At 62.6% G+C, this 22,765-nt stretch carries 12 protein-coding genes; 5 read left to right on the plus strand and 7 right to left on the minus strand.

Translation table 11 applies throughout. From position 1 onward, the window contains the following. The first annotated feature begins 206 nt into the window (after positions 1-206). Positions 207-12,050 carry a hypothetical protein gene (locus ACI3GR_RS05210; protein ID WP_407493019.1) on the plus strand — a complete coding sequence of 3,948 codons (11,844 nt, stop codon included), beginning with the start codon at positions 207-209 and terminating at the stop codon, positions 12,048-12,050. A 111-nt stretch (positions 12,051-12,161) separates the two neighbouring features. Here the strand turns inward: ACI3GR_RS05210 and ACI3GR_RS05215 are convergent, their stop codons facing one another. The 3 genes from ACI3GR_RS05215 to ACI3GR_RS05225 are packed head-to-tail and all read right to left on the minus strand — an operon-like array spanning position 12,162 to position 15,245. Continuing rightward, positions 12,162-13,193: an ABC transporter substrate-binding protein gene (locus ACI3GR_RS05215; protein WP_407493020.1), complete on the minus strand. Its 1,032-nt coding sequence runs from the start codon at positions 13,191-13,193 to the stop codon at positions 12,162-12,164. Next, positions 13,190-14,581: a sensor histidine kinase N-terminal domain-containing protein gene (locus ACI3GR_RS05220; protein WP_407493021.1), complete on the minus strand. Its 1,392-nt coding sequence runs from the start codon at positions 14,579-14,581 to the stop codon at positions 13,190-13,192. The genes ACI3GR_RS05215 and ACI3GR_RS05220 overlap by 4 nt, the downstream gene beginning before the upstream one ends. After that, positions 14,574-15,245, minus strand: coding sequence for a response regulator transcription factor (locus ACI3GR_RS05225; protein ID WP_407493022.1), 672 nt, complete (start codon positions 15,243-15,245; stop codon positions 14,574-14,576). The genes ACI3GR_RS05220 and ACI3GR_RS05225 overlap by 8 nt, the downstream gene beginning before the upstream one ends. A 164-nt stretch (positions 15,246-15,409) precedes the next feature. Here ACI3GR_RS05225 and ACI3GR_RS05230 point away from each other — a divergent pair, with 164 nt between their 5' ends. The 4 genes from ACI3GR_RS05230 (at position 15,410) to ACI3GR_RS05245 (ending at position 18,748) form a co-directional block, all read left to right on the plus strand. Continuing rightward, positions 15,410-16,387, plus strand: a complete 978-nt coding sequence (locus ACI3GR_RS05230) for a Bug family tripartite tricarboxylate transporter substrate binding protein (RefSeq protein WP_407493023.1) — start codon at positions 15,410-15,412, stop codon at positions 16,385-16,387. Positions 16,388-16,470: 83 nt separating this feature from the next. After that, positions 16,471-16,902 carry a tripartite tricarboxylate transporter TctB family protein gene (locus tag ACI3GR_RS05235; RefSeq protein WP_407493024.1) on the plus strand — a complete coding sequence of 144 codons (432 nt, stop codon included), beginning with the start codon at positions 16,471-16,473 and terminating at the stop codon, positions 16,900-16,902. Between the two features lie 3 nt (positions 16,903-16,905). After that, positions 16,906-18,444 (plus strand): tripartite tricarboxylate transporter permease, encoded by a 1,539-nt coding sequence (locus ACI3GR_RS05240; protein ID WP_407493025.1) that lies wholly within the window; start codon positions 16,906-16,908, stop codon positions 18,442-18,444. Between the two features lie 136 nt (positions 18,445-18,580). Next, positions 18,581-18,748 (plus strand): DUF2256 domain-containing protein, encoded by a 168-nt coding sequence (locus ACI3GR_RS05245; protein WP_407493026.1) that lies wholly within the window; start codon positions 18,581-18,583, stop codon positions 18,746-18,748. A 17-nt stretch (positions 18,749-18,765) separates the two neighbouring features. On the opposite strand, the gene ACI3GR_RS05250 is transcribed toward ACI3GR_RS05245, so the two are convergent. The 4 genes from ACI3GR_RS05250 to ACI3GR_RS05265 are packed head-to-tail and all read right to left on the minus strand — an operon-like array spanning position 18,766 to position 22,656. Then, on the minus strand, positions 18,766-19,176 hold the full coding sequence (locus ACI3GR_RS05250; RefSeq protein ID WP_407493027.1) for a RidA family protein: 411 nt from the start codon (positions 19,174-19,176) through the stop codon (positions 18,766-18,768). Next, the gene (locus ACI3GR_RS05255; protein ID WP_407493028.1) at positions 19,173-19,622 is read right to left on the minus strand and encodes an acyl-CoA thioesterase; all 450 of its coding nucleotides are present in this window, start codon (positions 19,620-19,622) and stop codon (positions 19,173-19,175) included. Before ACI3GR_RS05255 ends, ACI3GR_RS05250 begins: the two co-directional genes overlap by 4 nt. Continuing rightward, positions 19,619-20,374 carry an SDR family NAD(P)-dependent oxidoreductase gene (locus tag ACI3GR_RS05260; RefSeq protein ID WP_407493029.1) on the minus strand — a complete coding sequence of 252 codons (756 nt, stop codon included), beginning with the start codon at positions 20,372-20,374 and terminating at the stop codon, positions 19,619-19,621. The genes ACI3GR_RS05255 and ACI3GR_RS05260 overlap by 4 nt, the downstream gene beginning before the upstream one ends. Then, on the minus strand, positions 20,371-22,656 hold the full coding sequence (locus ACI3GR_RS05265) for a bifunctional salicylyl-CoA 5-hydroxylase/oxidoreductase (RefSeq protein WP_407493030.1): 2,286 nt from the start codon (positions 22,654-22,656) through the stop codon (positions 20,371-20,373). Before ACI3GR_RS05265 ends, ACI3GR_RS05260 begins: the two co-directional genes overlap by 4 nt. Positions 22,657-22,765 lie beyond the last annotated feature (109 nt).

A 22,765-nucleotide genomic window follows, 5' to 3' on the forward strand; every position in this document is an offset into this window, starting at 1 on the left:
AGATTCTTTTGTTCTGGCCGCCGCACCCGAATTCCTTATGGGCGCAAAAGCCGAAATTGCGCGCGGCCTTACAGGCTGGGCGGATAGTTATTTGACGGTACAACCCGCGGGTCAGCATTTCTAAGCTTCCGCAGGCCGGTGTTTCCCCAATTTCGGACCTAGGTCCGCAAAATATTTACGCGCTCCGCGCCTACCAAGGAATTTCCATGTTTGATTTCGCCGCATCGCATCATCAGGTCGGTATCCGTCAACGGTCGCTCAAGCGTCACTGCCGGGTGGGTCGGGCGACGGAACTGGTGTTCATGCTCGCGACAGGGGTGGCGATCGTCATCGGCGGACAGGCAAATTCACAGTCGGTACCCTTAGACACGGCGGGCGCTTACAGCACACTGAGCTATTGGGATCCGCTCGGCTTTGTCGATGCCAACGCCTCGACCTTCACGTTACATTCTCCGTCCTCCGTGTCAGGAGCTTGGGAATTGGTCTCTTCGGTTTCAGCTATTGGCAACTGGACTAACATGCAAGAACCGGGCCAGCGTCAATGGATCGAACCGGGCGGTGAATCTGTCGCCATTTTTGATGCAGGTGGCGGGTTCATGAACGTCACCACTGTGGATTTGCACGGCTCTGACGACCGGTTGGACATGCAGGGTATCGTCTTTCGGGGGAATCTGACGACGATCACGCCGCATGCGTCCATCCCGGCGACACTCGGCATTTCCAGCGCGATCTCGGCCAACAGCGGCGCAACTGGCATCATCGACACGGCGATCACATCGACCTCCGGGGTGCTGACCATTGCTCCGACTTACAGTGTATACGGCGCACACAGTTTGGCGGACGGTGGCGGCACTGTGATCCTTGGCGGCGGGGTGACCGGCAGTGTGGTCATGCAAGCACCCGGTACTCTGCAACTGGCCGGAGGGACGATCACCGGGTCTGTCGAAAGCAGCGCAGGCACCGTCAAACTGAACAGCGGGACCCTCAATGGCTCCATCGCCACAAGTACTGGCGCGCGAATAGAACTCAATGGAACGACGCTCAGCTCCAGGACATTGTTCTTGTTCGGCGGAACCACGGCCGTAGGGTCCACTCTGGTCGATCCGATTATCGCATCTTGGGCCGGCGACGCCACGCTCGAAGTCTCCAGCGGTGGCAACCTGACCTTTACCAGTGACTTGACGATCGATGGGACGCGCGCGCTCGACATCAAAAGTGGGGGGACGCTGAACGCCCCCAACATCGACCTGTCGAGCACGAATGCGACCCCGTTTTCCAGTGCGGGGACGATAAATGCCAACCTGCAGACCAGCGGGACCAATGGCGTCATTACTGGGGGTGCGTTGAACGGCAACTTGCAGATGACCGCGGGTTCGTTTTCCGTCGGCGGCGGTGCGTCACTGACCGGTGACGTGTCGATTGCCAACGGCGCAACGCTGAACATGACCGGAGACGTCAGCGTCACCGGCAACGTGACACAGCTTGGCGCGACCAGCGCTATCGTCAACACGACCGCGGGCAATGTCACCTTGACGGTGAACACGGGCGATCTGACCCATGCGGGTATCCTGAACGGTGGCGGTCCGGGTGGCGGTGGCGATCCGAAGTCGCTGACCATCGTGGGGAGCTATACGGCCTCGGGCGGGTCGATCCTTGGCAACGTGGTCCTGCCCGCGTCGCTTCTGACCATCACCGGCCCCGGCGCGACCACCGTGAACGCCAATATCGCCGGCGACGTTTACGTGGACGGTACCGGCGTCATGCAGGTTACCGCGAATTCGACAGTCGGGTCTCCCGTCAACTCTGTGTTCGACGTCGAGAACGATAACATCGTCAATGTGGAAAGTGGCGTCGTCCTGACCGCGTCGTCCTTCAAAAACAGCGCCACGCTGAACCTGCTGGGCACCGGGGCTGTGTCACTGACTGAAAACGGTACAGTGACCGGCTTTGGTGACCGCAATGCCTTTGTGAACGCGGGAACCGTCGCCTTTGGAGCGGGCGCTGCCCTGACCGCGCGGGATCGGGTCGAGAATGAAACCGGATCGTCCATGACCTTTGCCGGAGACGCGACCATCACGGTGGACAGCGACAACGACGGCACGGCCAACGCCGAGACGTTTATCAACGACGGTACGATCAACCTGTCGGGTGGGGCCGGTGGAACGGTCACGGTCACGAGTCCGACCGACGTCACGATGACGAACACCGCGAATGGCGCGCTGACTGTCGCCACCGGGTGGGAACTGGACGTGTCCGGCATGAACTCTGGCGGGACGCAGGACCTGACGAACACCGGTTCCCTGACCATGAGCGGCGGGACACTTACCGGAAACGTACTGAACTCTGCCGCGCTGAACATGGACAGCGGCACGATCGACGGCACTCTGTACAACAATTCAGCCACCGGCTTGACGCTGGCAGGTGGGCGTATCACGGGCGGGCTGGGTCTCCAGGCTGGCACCACCACGGTCAATGTCACAGGCAATGCGCGCGTGGATGGCCAACTGACGGTTGGAACGGGCAGGCTGAACATCCAAGCCGGCAACACGCTTCGGTCGTCGACAATTCTGGGTCAGTCAGGCAGCACCATCGATCTTTACGGGACCGTTGACGGTCGCGTCTTGTTGCAGAACGGCACGCTGAATCTGGCCGGTGATATCCTGCTGGCCGCGGAAGGTTCGGGCAACCTTGAGAACCTCACGGGCTTTGCCACGAGCCAGATCAACGTGATTGCGAACAGCCAGGTCGAAGGTCTGGTGGACATCTTTGGCGGCGAACTGGATATCGCATCAGGCGTGAACCTGGCCATTGATAACACGATGGACATCGGCACCGCTGGTGCGCTGGACGTCAACAACGGCACGATCATCGGGTCAGTGAATTCGGCGGGTGCCACGGACATCGCGGGCAGCGTGACCGGCACCTACAGGCAACAGGGCGGCACGACGAACATTTCCGGGGCCAGCACAATCGGCACGGTGCTTCTTGAAGCGGGCACCATGACGGTGGCCGCGGGCCAGACGCTGAACGCGACGAACGGGATCACGGTGGGCGACGGGGTGACCTCCTCGACCGCGACGCTGACGATCAACGGGTCGACCACCGGCAATATCACGATGAACCAAGACGGCGTGCTGAACGCCAACGGCGGCTCCGCGATCGGGGACACCGCGTCGGTCACGGTCAACAACGGTCAGTTCAATGTGAACGCCAACGAGACCATCGGCTCGCTGTCCAAGGGCGGCGCGGCAGGCTCGGTCGCGCTGGGTGCGAACCGTCTGACCATCGCAGGCACCGCGACCAGCAACATCGGCGGCGCGGTCACAGGCAACGGCGGCCTGACATTCACTGGCGGTACGAACAATGTGACGGCGGCGCTGGCCTATGCCGGCACTACCCAACTGACCGGTGGGTCGCTGAACCTGACCGGCAGCGGTGCGTTGACTTCGCGTATCACCAACGTGACAAACGCGGCTGCGCTGACCACGGATGGTGGCGCGTTCAACACATCGTCGCTGGTGGACCTGAGCGACACCAGTTCGACGACCCTGACTGGGGACGAAACCATCGGGGTGCTGAACTTGGACAGTGGAGCCACCCTAGCGCTGAACAACAACGCGCGTCTGACCTGGGGATACATCGGGTCATTCGTTTCTATAACGAGCGGTGTCATCAGCGGCACGGGCGGAATCACGCTCAACCCGACAGGCGGGTCGCGGTTGCGTCTTGTTGGCACGAACACTTACTCCGGCGAGACGCAGATTGGGAACGGCACGCTGAACGTGACTGGCACCTCGATCCTTGATACCGGGACGGTCAACGTGGTCGGTGGCACCTTCGAGTTGGAGGCCGACGAAACGATCGGCGCGCTGGTCGGTGCGGGGACTGCGGGTACGGTGAATGTGCAGGGCAATACGCTGACGATTGCCGGAACGGGCGTCGCCGCAGGCACCACCTTTGACGGGGATATCACCGGCACCGGCGGGCTGAGCATCGCAGGCGCCACGGCGAACCTGACGCTGAGCGGCAACCAAAGCTACACCGGGGCGACGACCGTATCGGCTGGATCACTGACCGCGCAGGGAACGCTGGCCACCTCTGGCGTCACCGTGTCGGGCGGGTCTTTCACGCTGGACGCGACGGACGACAGCACTGTGGACCTCGCGCTTCTGACCGTGACGGGGACGGGCGCTGCCACGATGTCGGGCGGTGATGTGACGACGATCGTGAACACGGGCACCACCGATGGCACAACGAACGTGACCGTGACAGGCGGCGACGTCGCCACGCTAACACAGACCTCGGGCGATCTGGCGCTGAACGGCGGACGGATCACCACTTTCAACCAGACGGGGGGCGCAACTCGGGTCGCCGGCTTCGTTAACCTGATTGACCCCGCGGTTGTCAGCGGCGGCAGCTTTACCGCGGGCACAGGCGTGTCGGTCACCCTTGGCAACAGCCTGACCTTCTCGGGCACGGGGGCGCTGACGGCGCAGGGCAATATCTTGGGCTCGGTCACGCTGGGCGGCACCGACACAGTGACACACAGCTTTGGCGGCAGAAACTCGTTGTCGCAGGTCACCGACGTGTCCGTGACCAACGCCAATGCGACGGTGGACGTGAATCGCAACGGACGGATCATCACGCTGACGAACCAAGGCGGCACGATCAATGCGGCCACGAACGGGATCAGCACGTCCGGATATTCCCAGTTCGGTACGCTGACCAACACTTCTGGCACGGTGAACATCGACACACGCGCGTCGCTGGATACGGATATGACGAACGCCGGAACGCTGAACGTGTCGGCCGAGTTCGGAGATATCACTGGCGGCACCCCGGTTAATGTCAACAATACCGGAACGGTGAACCTGAAGACCGGAGCGGATTTGAAGGCCGGGATCAGCCAGACCGCGGGCACCACGGATGTGCAGGGCAACGCAACGGTGGATCGCGCCATCGCCGTGTCTGGCGGCACACTGAAGGTATCAGATGGTGCAACGCTGACGGCAACCGGCAGCGTCGACATGTCGGGCACTGGCGTGCTGGATCTGGATGGGATGGTCACCGGCGATGTGGACATCGTCGGGACGGCGACCACCAACACGATCGGCGGCGGTACGGGCACGGATGGTGTCTCGGGCACGCTGACGCAGAACAATGCCGGGTCGACCACGACGCTGACGGCGACCGATGGGGCCTTTGGGACCTCGGTCGGGACACTGACCAACACGGCTGGTACCGTCGAATACACGGGTGACGGCAGCCATGTGCTGGTGAACGCGTCCAGCAATGCGGGGACGCTGAACATCGCCACCGGCACGACGATCACGGCGTCGAATGGCCTGACCAATACCGGCATTATGGATTTGAACGGCACGCTCGACGGCACGCTGACCAACTCTGGTAGTGTCAACGCGACGGGGGGCACCGTTGGCTCGGTCCTGATGCAGAATGGCGGAGGGTTCAGGGTCGATTTCGGGGGCAGCGCGACGATCACCGACAGCTTTACCCTGCCTGGTGGTGCCCTGTCTTTGGGGTCCGGCGCCAGCGTAACGATCACCAACGGTTTTACCTTGAACGGTGGCGCCCTTTCGCTGAGCTCGAACGCAACGCTGACCGCCGCGTCCTTTGATCTGACCAGTTATAGCGCGCTAGGCCTTGGCAACGGGGCCCGGTTTGTAGGCACTGGCAATACTTTCAATCTGGGGGTCACCATATTCGCGCCTGCAGATTTTGGCATTGAAGACGTCGGGGCCATCAACATCAACAACGGCGGCAATCTCAGCTTTTCGAACGGCGGCCACCTAAGATCAGACACCGACGATAGCGGTGGCGAAAGCGTCAACATCAAATCGGGTGGCCGGATCAGCGTATCCAGCGGCACCCTAGAGGTGAGTAGCGGCGGAACCAACCCGGGTGGCGCGTTGAACATCGCCAACGGCGGGACGTTGAGCGTGACCAACGCCACGCTGGACGTGAACCAGAATTATGCGACCACGCCCACGGCTGGCACCATCGTCAGCGCGGGTACGGTGAACCTGTCCGGGGCCACAATTGACGGCAACCTGACGCAGAACACCGGCGGCATCCTGAATGTCACCAACAGTTCTACGATCACCGGCACCACGACGATCAACGACGGTTCCCTGAACATCACGGCCGGGCAAGAGCTGACCGCGGACCTTGTCTTTGGCGGCACGACGGGCAACGTGGGCGGCGCGATCATCGGTAATCTGACTGTGGCGAACGGCCAGACTCTGACCGCGACCGGCGATCTGACCTATAATTCGCTGACCGTGAACGCGGGAGGCACATTCACCACCACCGGCGCGGGCGGTGTGAACATTCTGGGCCAGACCAACACCACCACGATCAACGGCGCGGCGGTCTACAACGGTGGCGACACGCTGAACGATAATGGGTCGATCATCGTGGGTTATGGCGCGTCGGGCGCCGGGGTGACCTTCAACACCGGCGGCGGCACGATCGTGTTCAACGCCGATGCGGACAACGACACCACGGGCACGATCCAGAACGGCGGACGGATGCTCGTCGGGGGGGGGCTTGGTACCGTCACCATGGGCACTGGCACGGGTGACGATAATTTCCTGAACGCAAGCGCCGCGACGACCGGGTTTGATGATGGCCAGTTGATTCTGGGCGACCGAACAACCGTGAACGGCATCCAAACCTTAACAAACGAAAGCGCATCGGCGACGGCGATTCTCGTCAGCGGAGGTGCCCTGCTGGATGTGGTGACACTGAATTCCACCGCCGGGACCATCACCACGTCGGGCGAGATCGACGGCAACGTGGCGCTTTCCGGGTCCAACAGTGCGCACCTTTATATCACGGGCGGTGCCACCGTGGATGGCAATGTGTCCACCGCGGGGAACGCGACGTTGGAAATCGGCAGCAATGTTGGCGGCACGATCGAGATTACGGGAACTTACACGCAAAATTCGACCGGGACATCGACTGTCGCTGGTGACATCGCGGGATTGGTCACGGTCAACGATGGCGTGCTGACGGTGAACGGCGGGTCGGCATTCCAGGCTGGGTTGGATGTGAACGGCGGCGTGGTCAACGTGGATGCGGCGCTATCGGTTACGGGGAACACGACCGTGGACGGCGCCACCCTGAACATCGCCAACGGTGGCAACCTCACCGGCATTGTGGCGGCAGGGACCGCAGGGGGCGCTGGCAGCGTCGTGGTCGGAGATGGCACGACGGGCGGTATCTTGACCGGAGACCTGGCAACAGCAGGAAGCGCGACCTTCGATATCAACGACGACGGTTCGGTTACCGGAACGGTATTTGCCGGCGCGGCGGGGGTCACGTCAGAGCTGGGCGGGAATATTGCCAACCTGAACATCACCGACACCAACACCGTGACTGTCACAGATACGATGACGAACTCGGGTCTAACTTTTGTTGATGGTGGCGGCACATTGGCCGTGCAGGCGGGCGTGTCCTACCAGACCGGCGGGGGGGCTGTGACCGTTGGCTTCGACGCAGGCAATGCCGGCGGCGCAGGCACCCTGACCATCGCCGACACGGGCCGCGTATCGCCGAACGTGCGGGTTTTTAATGGTGGTGTGGTCGACATTAACGGCAGTCTTGGCGGGGCCGTCGAAGTAGGCGGCTCGCTGACGCTGACCGGCAATGTGACCTCAACGACCTCGGAACTGGCCGGGGACGTGGGCGGATCACTCGTGGTTCAAGCCGGCGCGCTGACCATCACGGGCCTTAGCGCCGTGGGCAACCTGCTGGATGTTGACGGCGGCACGGTGAACGTGAACGCCAACACCACCATCACCAACGCGACAAACATCGACGGCGCGGGCACGCAGGTCGTTGTGGCCGATGGCGTGCGCTTGACCTCGGCTGGCGTGACCTTGGGCGCCACGACGGCGGGTGCGACGCTGGATGTGAACGGCTTGATTGATGGCGGCGGTATCACAGTGACCGACGGCACGCTGCTGCTGGGCGACGGGTCGGGCTCGACCACCGTCGGAGGCACCGTACAGTTCGACGCAGGCACGCTGACCATGACGGGGCCGGTCGATATCGACGGGACGCTGGACATCAACGGCGGCACGGCCTCGGTCGTGTCGGGCGAGGTGACGGCGGCCGATATCGACATCGCGGCAGCGGCGGGCACCATGTCTATCAATGGCACATTGCGGGCCGATACGACCACCCTGTCAAACGCGGCAACGCTGAATGTCTCGGCAGGCGGACGGCTAAGGGCGACGACCGCGCTGTCCAACAGCGGGACGATCACGCTTGGCACTAATGGCTCGATCCGCGCGAACACAACGTTGACCAATAGCGGCACGATCACCTTCGCCGATGCGGGCGGGCTGACCGCACCGACCATCAGCAACAGCGGCGACATCATCGTCACGGCTGGACAGGTCAGCGCGAACGGGTCGGCCCTGAACAACATTGCGGGCGGATCGCTGGCGGTGAATGGCGGATCTTTCCAAGGCTTCGGCGCGATCAACAACACCTCGGCCGAGGCGGATGCGATCACCGTCGGCGACACCGCGTGGCTGAACTTTGACACGCTGACCTCAAGCGCGGGCATGATCACTGTGGGCGGGGGCACGACGCTGATGTCGGGAACCTCGGTCGCGCTGACGGGCAACGCCGATCTGGACCTGAACGGGGGTACGATCAGGGCGGCGCTGGACAACCAGTCCAGCACTCAGATTTCGCTGAGCGGCAAAGTCGAAGGCGCCTTCACCCAGCAGGGCGCAGGGAGCGAGACGCTGATCGACGGCACGGGCGCGACCTTTACCACGACGGCCAACATCACGTCGGGCACGCTGAACGCCGACGCCAACGTGGATGTCGCCAGTGCGCTGTCCATGGGCGCAGGCACGACGCTGGACGCGGCGGATGGCGTCACGATCAACGCGGGCACGATGACGCTGAACGGCACGACGACAGCGGTGCTTGGCAATAGCGTGACGCTATCGACTGACACCGGCCTGTTGGATACGGCTGCGACAATGACGTTCGGAACCAATGGATCGCTAACGTCGGCGGCGGCGCTCAGCAATTCCGGCGCGGTCACTTTGGGCACCAATGGCACGATGACCTCGGTCGCAGCGTTCGATAACGTTTCTGGCCTTGGCTCGATCACCTTCAACGACGGCGGCACGCTGTCGTCCGGGACCGGGACGCTAACCAATGGCGGTACGATCACGGTCAACGATGGGCAGGTCACGACCAACAACACCTCGATCGTGGCGGACGGTATGGGCACCGGTACGACCCTGTCGGGGGGTGACCTCAACCTTGGGACCGGGACCTTCACCGACAATGGTACGGGCAACCTGACCGCGCTGACCGTGGCGGGCGATGCCAGCGGAACTGCAACACTGACCGCCTCGGCGCTGACCTTCACCGAAGCGCAGTTCGATCTGGACAGCACGGTCAACTTGGCAACGCTGGACCTTGGCGGCACCGGAACCGTGACGCTGAATGGCGTGGGGCAGAACTCGCAACTGTTCGGGACGATCAATGGCCTTGTCGATCTGAACACGGGCACACTGACGGTGGATGGTGCATCCAGCATCACAGGGGCGATCACCGTGGACGGCGCGGGCACCAGCCTGATCGTCAACGACGGCGTGACCTTGACCAACGCAGGTGGCGTGACGGTGGATACCGCGGCGCTGCTGGACGTGAACGGCAATCTGACAGCGAACGTGACGAACACCAATGGCACGGTGCGACTGGGTGACGGAACGGGCACGACAACCGTCACGGGCAGCCTGACACAAGCCGACGGCACGACCACGGTTCAGGGCGATACCGACGTCACCGCAGCGATGCTGATCAACGGCGGCGATCTGACGGTGAATGCGCTGACCACGCTGGACCTGACGACTGTGTCGGCAGGCAACACCCTGACGGTGGACACAGCGGCGACCTTCACCAACAACGGCACGGTGGTCGGCGCTGTCCTGTTCACTGGCGGTGGCGCGGCGAACGTCAGCGGCACCTTCGCCAACCTCTACACCCAGAACGACGCGGGCGCGGTGACTACCATTGCGGGCGCATCGTCTTTCCAGGGTGGGTTCGTCAACACGGCGGGCCGGGTCAACGTGAACGCGCCGCTGACACTGGGCGCGGGCGCGTCCAACGCGGGCACGCTGGACATCAACGCCAACGTGCTGGGTGGTCAGACAATCACCAACAGCGGAACGGCGACGCTCTCTTCGGGCAGCTTCACCGGCAACTACACGCAAAGCGGCGGTACGACGACCATCGACGGCAACACGGCGCTGGTCGGGGCCGGGACAGGGGTGTTCACCCTGAACGGCGGGTCGCTGGACGTCTCCGCTGGTACGCGTCTGCAGGCCGTGACGATGGACTTCAACGCAGGGTCTACCGTGAACATCTATGATGGCGCGACGCTGGTCGGGACGGGCAACACCCACCTGAACGGCGGGATCGAGAACGTGCTGGGTGCCACCGCGTCCTTTGAGGAGTCGACCGGCAACATCATCCTAGAACAGACCGGCAGCATCCTGATGCGCAGCGATCAGCAGCAGACGCTGACCATGACGCTCAGCACGGCGGGCAGAAGCTTTGCCGCCGATGCAGGCAGCACCATCAGCATGATCGACGCCACCACCGCAGACACCACTGACCGCATTCAGATCAATGGCGATGCGGTGCTGAACGGCACGGTCCAGATGGATGTGAACATCAGCGGTGCAACGGTCGGCACCGTCGCGGCAGACACCGCAGACCGGATCACCGCCACCGGCAACATCACCGGCGCCACGACCTTGCAACTGCAGAACGTGAACGGAACCTATTCCAGTATCGCGGCACCGGTCACATTGGTGGAATCCACCGGCGGGTCGACGGCAGGGCTGGGGACGACGCTGGCGGGCTTGCCGTTCGGCGGGTCGTATATCTACAGCCTGAACAACACCGGCACGCAGGTGCAGTTGATGGCGACACCAAACCTTGCCTACGGTGGTCTGGCTTCAGGCATCGCGGCCACGCAAAGCCTGATGTCCAGCGTGGCCAACCGGCAGGCCCCCGACGCAACCCCGATCGCTGGGGCGTTTGGCGACGGAACCTGTTCGCCCGACACATGGGCCCGCGTCACGGGCGGCAAGAACCGGGCACGCCTGAACAGCACCTCTGTCACCACCGGCATGTCGGCAGACAACGACGTCAGCCTTAGCTACGGCGGTGTGCAGATGGGCGTCGGCAACACCTGCGTCGGCGGGGCGTTCGGCGGCTGGGATCTGGCCTATGGCGTCACGCTTGGCACCAACTCTGGCAAGACGCTTCTGCCGGTCACGCTTGGCGCGGTCGCGACGACCATGACCGCGAAGTTCGACCAGCTGTATGGCGGTGCCTATCTGAACGCGTCCAAGGGCAATTGGTCCGGCAGCCTCAATTTCCGCACCGACAAGACCACCTATACCTTAAGCGAATCCAACGCCTTCGGTCTGGGCGGTCTGGGGCTTACGAACCAGACGTTCGAAAGCCGCGGCAACACCGTGTCGGGCGAGTTGAGCTATTCGCACACGCTGGACGACGCGCGGAACATCAAGCTGATGCCGACCCTTGGCTTCAGGGTGTCCAAGGTGCGCACGGGCGCGATCACGATCGAAAACGATCCCACCACCACGGCCGACAACGCCGTGCTGCAGATCGGCGATATTACGCAGAAGATCGGGTATCTGGGCGCGACCATTTCGCGGACAGACGTTCGCCGGGGCGGGCGCGAGGCGGTCACCTATTTCGCCTCTGGCACCTACTTCAAGGACTTCAGCAAGGACGTGACCAGCACCTTCACGGCAACCGCGACCGGGGCGCAGCAGCAGCTGACCTCGAAAACCCTTGGCGACTACGGAGAGATCGGCCTTGGCATGAACTACTCCAAAGTCCTGTCTGGCAGCGGGTCCAATGCGCGCCGCCTGAACGCAGGGATCCGCGCTGACGTGCGGGTGTCGAACAAGGTGGATAGCTGGGGTGTGACTGCGCAGGTGCGGATCGAATTCTGATCGGTCCTATCCTCCAGTGCGTCCGGCACGCCAACTCCGGACGCACAGGGCCCGCGCCTTGCCAGAGCCAGCCATTCCGGTGCCCCGTCGACCTGCGATGATATCGTCGCTTTAGGGCAGCTCTGCCCGCTGGAACGTATCCGCCCAGAAACGGAACAGCAGCTTTTGGCGGCTGGCGTCGCGCGCGACCAGCAGGGCGGGCGACAGCGCGATGTTACGCCGGGCACTGGCGGCAAGACCTGTCTCGCTTGGGTCCATAGCGCTGACCAGACCGGCCGCGCGCAGCAGGTCCTGCGCCTCGGACGTCAGCATGAAATCCAACAGCTGTTCCGCGGCCCGGGCGTTCGCAGCCCCCTTGGGGATCATGTACCCGCGCGACAGAAGCAGCGTGTAATCTTCGGGAAAGATCAGCCCGACGTTAGGCAGATCAGCGTTCAACGCGTATGAGCCCAGAACATTGTAGGCGATCAGGTAACGGCCTTCGTTCACGCCCTCGATAATCTCGGCAGAACAGCAGGTGGCCACCGCATCCACCCGCGCGAAACCTTCCAGCAGCGCACCAAAGGTCGTCGCCTCAAGACTGTCGGCATAGGCGAACAGGAACCCCAGACCGGATTCCGCGATGTCGTAGGTAGCGATGCGGTTGCGATAGCGTTCCGGCTCTGCCCGCAGGGCGTCCAGCAGGGCAAAGCGGTTGCGCGGCACGTCATCGCCCGGCAGCAGCGATTTGTTATAGGCGATCACGGCCGGTTCGGTGGTTATCCCCCAAAGCTCGTTCCGCCAGCGGCGCGTCTGGGGCAGGGCCTGCGTGATCGCGGATCGGTAGGGGCGGGCGCAGGCGGCGTTCACCAGCCAGACCATCTGCTGCACCGCCGACGACAGAATGGCATCCGCCACGGGCGCGTCGTCCCGGCATTGATCCTTGCTGATCTCGAACAGCGCATTTGATCCCCATTGTTCATAGGTGATCGTCAACTCTGGATGCAGGGCAGTGAAACGGTCGATCACGGGCCGGATGATCGCGATGTCGGTGGTGGACCGGACCAGCATAGGTGTGCTGCCGGTGCCAAAGCTCGCCGTGGCCTCTTGGGCCGATGTGGCAGGGGCCAGAAGGGTTAGGCACAGGGCCAGAAGGCGCATCATTCCACGTCCTCCGCCTGCGGCAGGATCAGTGCGGCGCGAAACCCGTTGTCCCCCTTGGACATGTCGACCCGGCCCCCGAAGGCAGCAGCGACCGAACCGACAATGGACAGCCCGATCCCGGTGCTGTGTTCGCCGCTATTGGCATCGCGGTTGAACCTATCGCCCAGCTTGCCGATCACCGCCTCTGCCGGGCCGGGACCTGCGTCACGCACCCAGAGTACGGCGTGCTGATCTTCGACACTTGCCCCCACGACGACGGGCTGCTGACCGTGCGCCAGCGCGTTGTTCAGCAGGTTGCGCCCCGCTTCGCGCAGGGAAAAGGCGTCAGCCAGAACGGTGACCGGATCTTCGGGGATGTCCAGCCGCAGCTCTGCCCCCGGCATCAGCGTCGCCAGATCGTCCTGTTCCGCGATCTCCAGCGCGATTTCGCGCAGGTCTACGGGCGTTCTGGGCGTGCTGTCGGTGCGGTGAATGACCAAGGCGCGCGACAGCAACTGGTCCAGCAACGTGCCCAACGATCGCGTCCGGTTCAGCAGCCGGTCCAAGGCGCGCGACCGGCCTTGTGCATCAGGTTCGGCCATCGCGGTTTCCGTATGCACCCGGATCGCCGCGACCGGGGTGCGCAGCTGATGGGCGGTATCGGAGATCAGGTTGCGCATCGCATGCACCTGACCGTCCAGCCGCTGCATGAACCGGTTCATCGCCCCCAGCATCACCTGCAATTCCTGCGGCACACGGTCGGTAGGCATGGGCGTCAGGTCATAGGGGTCGCGCGCTGTCAGGTCGTCCACCAGCGCCTCTAACGGACTGAGCGCCGAGCGGATGACAACGAAGGACAACGCAATCAGCGCAAGCCCCGCCAGCGCCATGGGCAACAGCGCGTCCAGCACCAGATCGCGGGTCATCGTGGCACGTGCCTGCGTCGTCTGCCCCACAACCACATCCACCGGGCCCGAGAAGTTGCGTTCCACGAACAATCGCGTCAGCCGGACAAACCGCGCCGGGTCACCGTCCAGCGTATCATCAAAGAACTGCACGCGAACGCCGCCGCGGACGGGCGGGGCAATCGGGTTTTCCAGATCGACGCCGGTGATCAGCTGACCGTCTGGCCCCGCCACGGCATAGTAGATGCGGTCGTCCGGGGCCTGTGCCAGCAGTTGGAAGGCGGACACCGGCAGATCGACGATCGGCGCGCCATCCTGCACCCGGATCGATTCCGCGATGTCGATGGCAGCCCCGATCAGGATACGATCATAGGCCTGCCGCGCCGCCTGCCGCCCGTTGAACCAGGTCGAGCCCGCCACCAACACGCCGCCCAGCACAAGGATCAGCAGCACGAGCCCAAGAACCCGCGAAACAAGGCTTTGCGGCCGCCGGACGCTAATCATCCAGTCCGATCCGATAGCCCACGCCCCGTTGCGTCGTGATCTGCACGCCGCTGCCCGCGAATTTCTTGCGCAGCCGCGCGATATACAGCTCGATCGCGTTCACGCCCACATCCGCATCGTCAAACCCGTATAGGGAATCGTAAAGCCGCGTCTTGGACAACACCTGACCCTGATGGCGGATCAGCATGTCCAGCAGCGCGGCCTCGCGCCGGGTCAGGTCCATCTGGCGACCAGCGATCTGGGCGCTGCGATCCTTGGGGGCGTAGACCAGCGGGCCAAGGGTAATCTGTTCCTCTTTCCGGTCGGCTTCACGCCGGACAAGTGCGCGAAGACGGGCCTCTAACTCTCTTTGATCAAAGGGTTTTGATAGGTAGTCGTCCGCGCCCTGATCTAGTGCTGTCACGCGGTCGTCGATGTCCGACAGGGCGGTCAGCATCAGAACAGGCGTCCGATCCGCCGCCGCGCGCAATTCGCGCAGCAACCCAAGGCCAGAGCCGTCGGGCAGGTTGATATCCAAAAGCATCGCGTCATAGCGCTGCACGGCGCGGAAATCGCGCGCTTCGTCAATCGTGGTCGCCAGATCGCAGACGATACCCGACCGGGCAAGGTGGGTGATCACCCCCTCGGCAAGGTCTTTGGCGTCTTCGACCATCAGGATCCGCATGAACCTTTTCCCTTCCGTCGCGAAAACCTGTCGGCATGACAGCTTCGTGACAGGAACATTGGTTACATATCCTCAACCCGTGGGAAAGGGATCACCGTATCGCTTGCCATCGGGGCATCTTCCGGCGCTTAGGAGTGCGCCGCGCAGGACCTGAGGAGGACCCAATGAAACTTTCCGCAACCCGTGGCGCCATCGCCGCTTTTGCCCTGTCGCTGTCGGCCATCGCTGCCACCGCGCAGGAAAACCCCGAATGCATCGCCCCCGCCAACCCCGGCGGCGGCTGGGACTTCACCTGCCGTCAGGTGGGCAAATCCCTGCAGGACGAAGGTCTGATCGATCAGACCATGCAGGTCGTGAACCTCGCCGGTGGCGGCGGTGGCGTGGCCTTTGCCGAAGTCGTCAACAAGCGTAACGACGCCGACAACCTGATCGTCGCAGCCTCGTCCGCAACCGCAACCCGTCTGGCGCAGGGTGCATATCCCGGCAACACGATGGATCAGGTACGCTGGCTGGCCTCCATCGGTGCTGACTACGGCGTGATCGCCGTGGCCGCCGACAGCGAAATCAACACACTGCCCGAGCTGCTGGACCAGATCAAAGCGGACCCGACCTCGGTTTCCATCGCAGGCGGTTCGGCCGTTGGCGGCTGGGACCACCTAAAGGTTCTGATCGCAGCCAACGCTTACGGCATCGAAGATGTCCGCTCCGTGAAATACATCGCCTTTGATGGCGGCGGCGAAGCTGTCACCCAGCTGCTGGCTGGGTCCGTTCAGGGCTTCACCGGTGACATTTCCGAAGCCAAAGGTTTCGTCGACAGCGGCGACATCAAGGTCATCGCAGTTCTGGCGCCTGAGCGTCTGGACGGTGAATTCGCCGACATGCCCACCGCGAAAGAGCAGGGCGTAGACGCGATCGGTGCCAACTGGCGTGGCTTCTATGCCCCCGGCGGCATGAGCGATGAAGCCTACGACATGTGGGTTTCCAAGATCTCCGACCTCTACGCCACCGACGCGTGGAAAGAGGTGATGGCAGCCAACGGTCTGGCCCCGCTGGACCTGCAGGGCGAGGCATTCCAGTCCTTCGTCTCTGACTCGGTTGCGCAGATTCAGTCGATCTCCAAAGAAATCGGCATTATCAAGTAATCCGGTTTCCGGATCACCTGACCGGGGGCCGCCCTATGGCCCCCGGGTTTTCCCTTTCCGACACCTAACCAGAGGAGATTGCCATGAGCGATCGTATCTTCGGTGTCGTCGGTATTCTTCTCTCCATCGGCTATGTCATTGCAGCCCTTGCGATTGAAGAGAGCTTTCTCTCGGATGCCGTCGGACCCAAAGCCTTCCCGCTGATCATTGCCGCGATCCTTGGCCTGTCGAGCCTTGTGATCGTCCTGCGCCCCGATGCCGAACCCGAATGGCCCAGCCTTGGCCGCTTGGTTGAAATCGCCGCGGCCGTGGTGGTCATGATCCTTTACGCCGAACTGTTGCCCGTCGCGGGTTTCGTCGTCGCCACCGCCTTTGCCGCCGCCTATCTGGCATGGCGTCTAGGGTCGTCGATGATCGAGGCCGTGCTGACAGGGATCGGCACCTCTGTCGGTATCTACGTCATCTTCCATCTGGTGCTGGGCCTGTCGCTCGCCCGTGGTCCTTGGGGGTTCTAAGCCATGGAAACGCTTGCAAATCTGGGCGACGGCTTTGCCATCGCCATCACGTGGCAGAACCTGCTGCTGGCCCTTCTGGGCTGTTTTCTGGGCACCATCATGGGCGCGCTGCCGGGTCTTGGCCCGTCAAACGGCGTGGCCATCCTGATCCCGTTGGCCTTCACCCTTGGCCTTGGTGCGACGCCGTCTCTGATCCTACTGACCTCCGTCTACTACGGGGCGATGTACGGGGGGCGAATTTCGTCGATCCTGCTGAACATTCCGGGCGATGAGCCCGCGATGATGACCTGTCTGGACGGCCACCCCATGGCCAAAAAGGGCATGGCGGGCGAGGCGCTGTCGCTGTCCGGTATCGCATCCTTTGTCGGCGCGTTCTTCGCCACTTGGGGCCTGATCCTGCTGGCGCCGCAGCTGGTGAAAATCGCGCTGCTGTTTGGCCCTGCGGAATACTTCGCGCTTTTCGCACTGGCGTTCATGACGCTTGGCGGCGTGTCCTCGACGAACCAAGCCAAATCGGCCTTTGCCGCAGCGCTTGGCCTTGGGCTGGCGACCATCGGCGTGGACACCCAGACCGGCGTGCCGCGCTTTACCTTTGGCGAAGTGCACCTTTACGACGGGCTGGATTTCCTTGTGGCTATCGTGGGTCTGTTTGCCCTGTCCGAGGTGTTCATCTTCCTTGAAAACCGTCACGGCGGGACTGATGGCGATGCCAAGAAGATCAAGATCGGCAAACTTTATCCGCCGATGTCGATGATCAAGCAAACCACGCCGACGATGCTGCGGACCTCGTTCCTTGGCTTCCTCGCGGGTGTTCTGCCGGGGGCAGGGGCGTCTTTGGGCTCGTTCATCTCCTACTCGATGGAAAAGCGTCTGGTCGATAAGGACGGCACCTTTGGCACCGGCGACCCGCGCGGTGTCGCGGCACCCGAGGCCGGGAACAACGCCGCCGCCGGGGGCGCACTGGTGCCGATGCTGGCGCTTGGTGTGCCGGGGTCGGGGACCACGGCGGTGCTGCTGGCAGTTCTGCTGGCGCTGAACATCACGCCGGGGCCGCTGCTCTTTACTCAGAACCCCGATGTGGTCTGGGGCCTGATCGCGGCGCTGTTCATCGCGAACTTCATGCTGCTGGCGATGAACATCCCGATGGTGGGCCTGTTCACCCGCGTGCTGATGATCCCGTCGCGGATCCTGATGCCCATCGTGGCGATGGTGTCTTTCGTCGGGATCTATGGCATCTCTGGCTCGACCTTCGATCTGCTGGTGATGATCGGGTTCGGTGTCATGGGGTGGGGGCTGCGCAAGCTTGACGTGCCGCTGGTACCGATCATCCTTGGTACGCTGCTGGGCAACGCGATGGAGAATAACCTGCGCCGCGCCGTGACCATCGACAACGGCAACTGGTGGACGCTGGTCGACAGCCCGCTGAGCATCGCACTGTGGTCGATCGCCATCATCGGGTTCATCCTGCCGCTGATCATCGGCGCACGGGTCAAATCCAAGATGCACGCCCGTCGTGATGAAGAAGGGTCCATCAGCGACTGATGTCCTGAGGATCGTTAAAACAGAAACCGCCGCCCTGATGGGGCGGCGGTTTTCGTTTGGGATGTCGGGCCCGTGCCATGTGACACGCCGCCCGCCGGACCTACATTCAGCCCACGCTGAACCCCAAGGCCCGACGATGCACCGCAAACCTCACCTTCCGACCAAGACCTGCCCGGTGTGCCAACGCCCCTTCACATGGCGCAAAAAGTGGGAACGGGATTGGGACAACGTGATCTATTGTTCCAAGAAATGCAGCGGCTTGGCACGCAAGAAAACCCGTGCTGAGGGCAGCACGGGCGACTAATTTCATCCAATGAGGGATCAGTCGGGAATGACCGCTGTCGCCTCGATCTCGATCTTGGCGGCGTCTTCCATCAGGGCCACGACCTGCACCACGGCCATGGCGGGGAAATGGCGGCCAATCACGTCGCGGTAGATCGCGCCGATGGACTTGAGGTTCGAATTATATTCAGCCTTATCTGTGATATACCACGTCAGGCGCACGATATGTTCCGGGCGCGCGCCCCCCTCAGCCAGAACGGCGACGATGTTTTCCAACGTCTGGCGGAACTGGCCCAGCATATCCAGATGCTCCCACTCCTGCTGTCCGTTCCAGCCGACCAGACCGCCGGTCATGATCAGCTTGCCCTGCGCCATGACGCCGTTGGCATAGCCCTTGGCGGGCACCCAGCCCTCGGGTTGCAGGAATGTGTGGGGGCTTTTGCTGGTCATGCGGTCGTCTTCTTGGTTGTTTCGTCGTTGGTCGTCACATAGGCCCCCATGCGGTCACGCACAGGCGCCGGCCAAGGGGCAGAGGACCCGCCCCCCGTTTCGGCATGGATAATCGTCGCGGTACAGTCGAACCGGGTCTGATCGGCACAGCTACAGCGGATCGCAAAGGTGGCAGACGCGCTGCCCAGCCGCGACAGGCTTAGGTCGAAATCCAGATCGTCACCCAGATAGCTGGGGTTGGCAAAGCGCACCTCGATCCGACCCATGGGGGTGCCCATGCCGCCGCTGAATACGCCCATGTCGGTCCAGCTGTAATCCACCGCATCGGCCAGAAACCGTTCGATCGTGGCCGAGATCATTTCGAAATAGCGCGGATAGAACACCATCCCCGCGGGATCGCAGTGGTTGAATTCGACCGTGCGGGTCAGACGGAAGATTTGGCTCATGTCTCCCCTCCGGACACCGAAATCGCCTGACCCGTTACCATGTCCGATCCCGGCGAACAAAGCCAAAGCACCGCCGCCGCCACGTCCTGAGGCGGGACTAGCTTGTGCATTGGGTTGGTGGCTTCCAGCGACGCGCGCGCCTCTGCCGCCGTGCGGCCCGTCTTTTCGACGATGTTGGCGATGGATTGGTCGGTCATTTCGGTATCAAGAAAGCCGGGGCAGATCGCGTTCACCGTGATGCCCTTGCGCGCGTATTCAAGTGCCACAGATTTGACCATGCCGACCACGCCATGCTTGGCCGCGGCATAGGGCGCGACATAGGCGTAGCCCTTCAACCCGGCGGTCGAGGCGATGGCGATCATGCGTCCCCACGGCTTGTCCTTCATCGCACGCACAGATTCCCTTAATGTCAGAAAAGTGCCAGTCAAATTTATACTGACCATTCTTTCAAAGTCATTTAGGTTCGTTTTTGTAAAGGGCGCACTGGACGACACCCCGGCATTCGCAATCACGATATCCGGGTCAGCCGCCGCGATCGCTGCCGAGATCGCGTCCTCATCCGTGATGTCGCAGACGACGGGCGTGATGCGCGACGCGCGACCTGCCACGTCATTCAAAGGCGCGGACCTGCGCCCGCAGATCGTCACCCGCGCGCCCTGATCCGCCAAGGCCAGCGCAATCGCCGCCCCGACGCCAGAGCCGCCGCCGGTCACAAAGGCCGACTTGCCCGTCAGATCGGCGACAAGGCTCATTCCGCCATGGCCTTGGCGCGTTCCGCCAGCGTGTTCGCCTGACGACGACCGCCTTCATAGGGCAGGGGCCAGGCCTGCTGTTCGTCGCCCAACTCGACCGCGGCATGTAGCGTCCAGTAGGGGTCTGCCAGATGCGGACGGGCCAGCAATACGAGGTCTGCGCGACCGGCCATCAGTATCGAATTGACGTGGTCGGGTTCATAGATATTGCCCGCGACAAGCGTCGGCAGGTCGATCTCGTTCCGGACACGGTCGGCGAAGGGCACTTGGAACATGCGGCCATAGATCGGCTGTTCCGCCTTGTCGGTCTGACCCGACGACACGTTGATCGCATCCGCGCCGACAGATTTGAACATTGCGCCGATCTGAACGGCCTCATCCGGAGTCACTGCGTCGTCGCCCATCCAGTCGTGGGCCGAGATGCGGACCGTCATCGGTTTATCCTCGGGCCATTCCGCGCGCATGGCGGTGAAGACTTCCAGAGGATAGCGCATGCGGTTTTCCAAGCTGCCGCCGTAGTCGTCCGACCGTTTGTTGGTGACCGGAGAGATGAAGGACGCCAGCAGATAGCCATGGGCCGCGTGCATTTCGATCATGTCGAAATTCGCGTCCTTCGCGGCGCGGACGGCGGCTACGAACTGGTCTTTGACCATATCCATATCCGCGCGGTCCATTTCCTTGGGCACCACGTTGCCCTCCATCAGCGGGATGGCAGAGGCGGACAGCAGGTCCCAATTCTCGCCTTCGGGCAGGGGTTTATCCATGCCGTCCCACGCCAGCCGGGTTGACCCCTTGCGGCCCGCATGCCCGATCTGGGCACAGATTTTCGCAGGCGTTTCGCTGTGCACGAAGTCTGTCAGCCGGCTGTAGGCCTCAACCTGATCGGGGCCGATGCAGGGACAACCGGGTGTAATCCGACCTTCTTTGCTGACGCAGAGCATTTCGGTAAACACCAGCCCTGCACCGCCCTTTGCACGTTCGGCATAATGCACGAAATGCCAGTCGGTGGGCATCCCGTCCTTGGCCTTGTATTGCGCCATGGGGGACACGACGACGCGGTTCACCAGCTCCATGTCCCGCAGTTTGAAGGGCGCGAACATCGGCGCGCGGTCGGAATTGCTGCCGGCGCGTCTCTGGAACCAAGCCTCGGCGCTGGCCAGCCATTCGGGATCGCGCAGGCGCAGGTTTTCATGGCTGATCCGCTGTGACCGGGTCAGCAGCGCATAGTTGAATTGCATCATGTCGAGGTCGAGGTAGCGTTCGATCTCTTCGAACCACTGGGTCGAGTTTCGCGCGGCCGAGGTGACGCGCAGCACCTGCAGCTTCCGCTCTTCCTGATAATCCTGCAGCGCTTTGGGCAGGGGCTTGTCCGACGACAGCTCATCCGCCAGCGCGATGGCCGATTCCATCCCCAGCTTGGTGCCGGACCCGATGGAAAAATGCGCCGTGGCCGAGGCATCGCCCAACAGCACGACGTTGTCGAAATACCAGTTTTCGCAGGTCACGCGCGGGAACTGGATCCAAGCCGAGCCGCGGATGTGGCTGGCGTTGGTCATCAGGGGATGGCCGCCCAGATGCTTGGCAAAGATCTTCTCGCACAGCGCGATGCTGTCCTGCTGGGACAGATCGGCAAAGCCAAAGGCCTTATACGTTTCGGGCCCGCATTCCACGATGAACGTCGCGGTGTCATCGTCGAACTGGTAGGCATGCGCCCAGATCCAGCCGTGTTCGGTCTTTTCAAAGATGAACGTAAAGGCGTCGTCGAATTTCTGATGCGTGCCCAGCCAGACAAAGTGGTTGGCCCGCATGTCGATTTCAGGCTGAAAATGGTCTTCGAACTGGCTGCGAGTTTTAGAGTTCAACCCGTCCGAGGCGACCAGCAAATCATTGTCGCGGCGCAGGTCCTCGATCCGCTCGGGGGTGATGTCGGTCTCGAACTCGATCTTCACGCCCAGATCCTTGGCGCGCTGTTGCAACAGCAGCAGCATCTGTTTGCGCCCGATACCGCAGAACCCGTGCCCGGACGATGTCATCGCCTCGTCGCCGCGCACGACCTTGACGTCGTCCCAATAGGCAAAGTGATCGCGGATCATCTGTTCGCTGACCGGATCGTTCTGATCAAAGTTCGACATGGTTTCGTCCGACAGCACCACGCCCCAGCCGAAAGTATCGTCCGGGCGGTTGCGTTCGTACACGGTGATATCGTGCGAACTGTCGCGCAGTTTCATCGAGATAGCGAAATAGAGCCCCGATGGGCCCCCGCCCAGAACAGCGATTTTCATGACCGAGTCTCCCTGATTGTTGTCTCAAAGCTATCGCCTGAGATATTTATTTCAAGTATAAAATATTTAGACCTAAGGTTTGACGTCCCGGGCCATGCAGCGCGCAGCC

The sequence above is a fragment of the Pseudooceanicola aestuariicola genome, assembly GCF_045763785.1.
Classification (GTDB): Bacteria; Pseudomonadota; Alphaproteobacteria; order Rhodobacterales; family Rhodobacteraceae; genus Pseudooceanicola.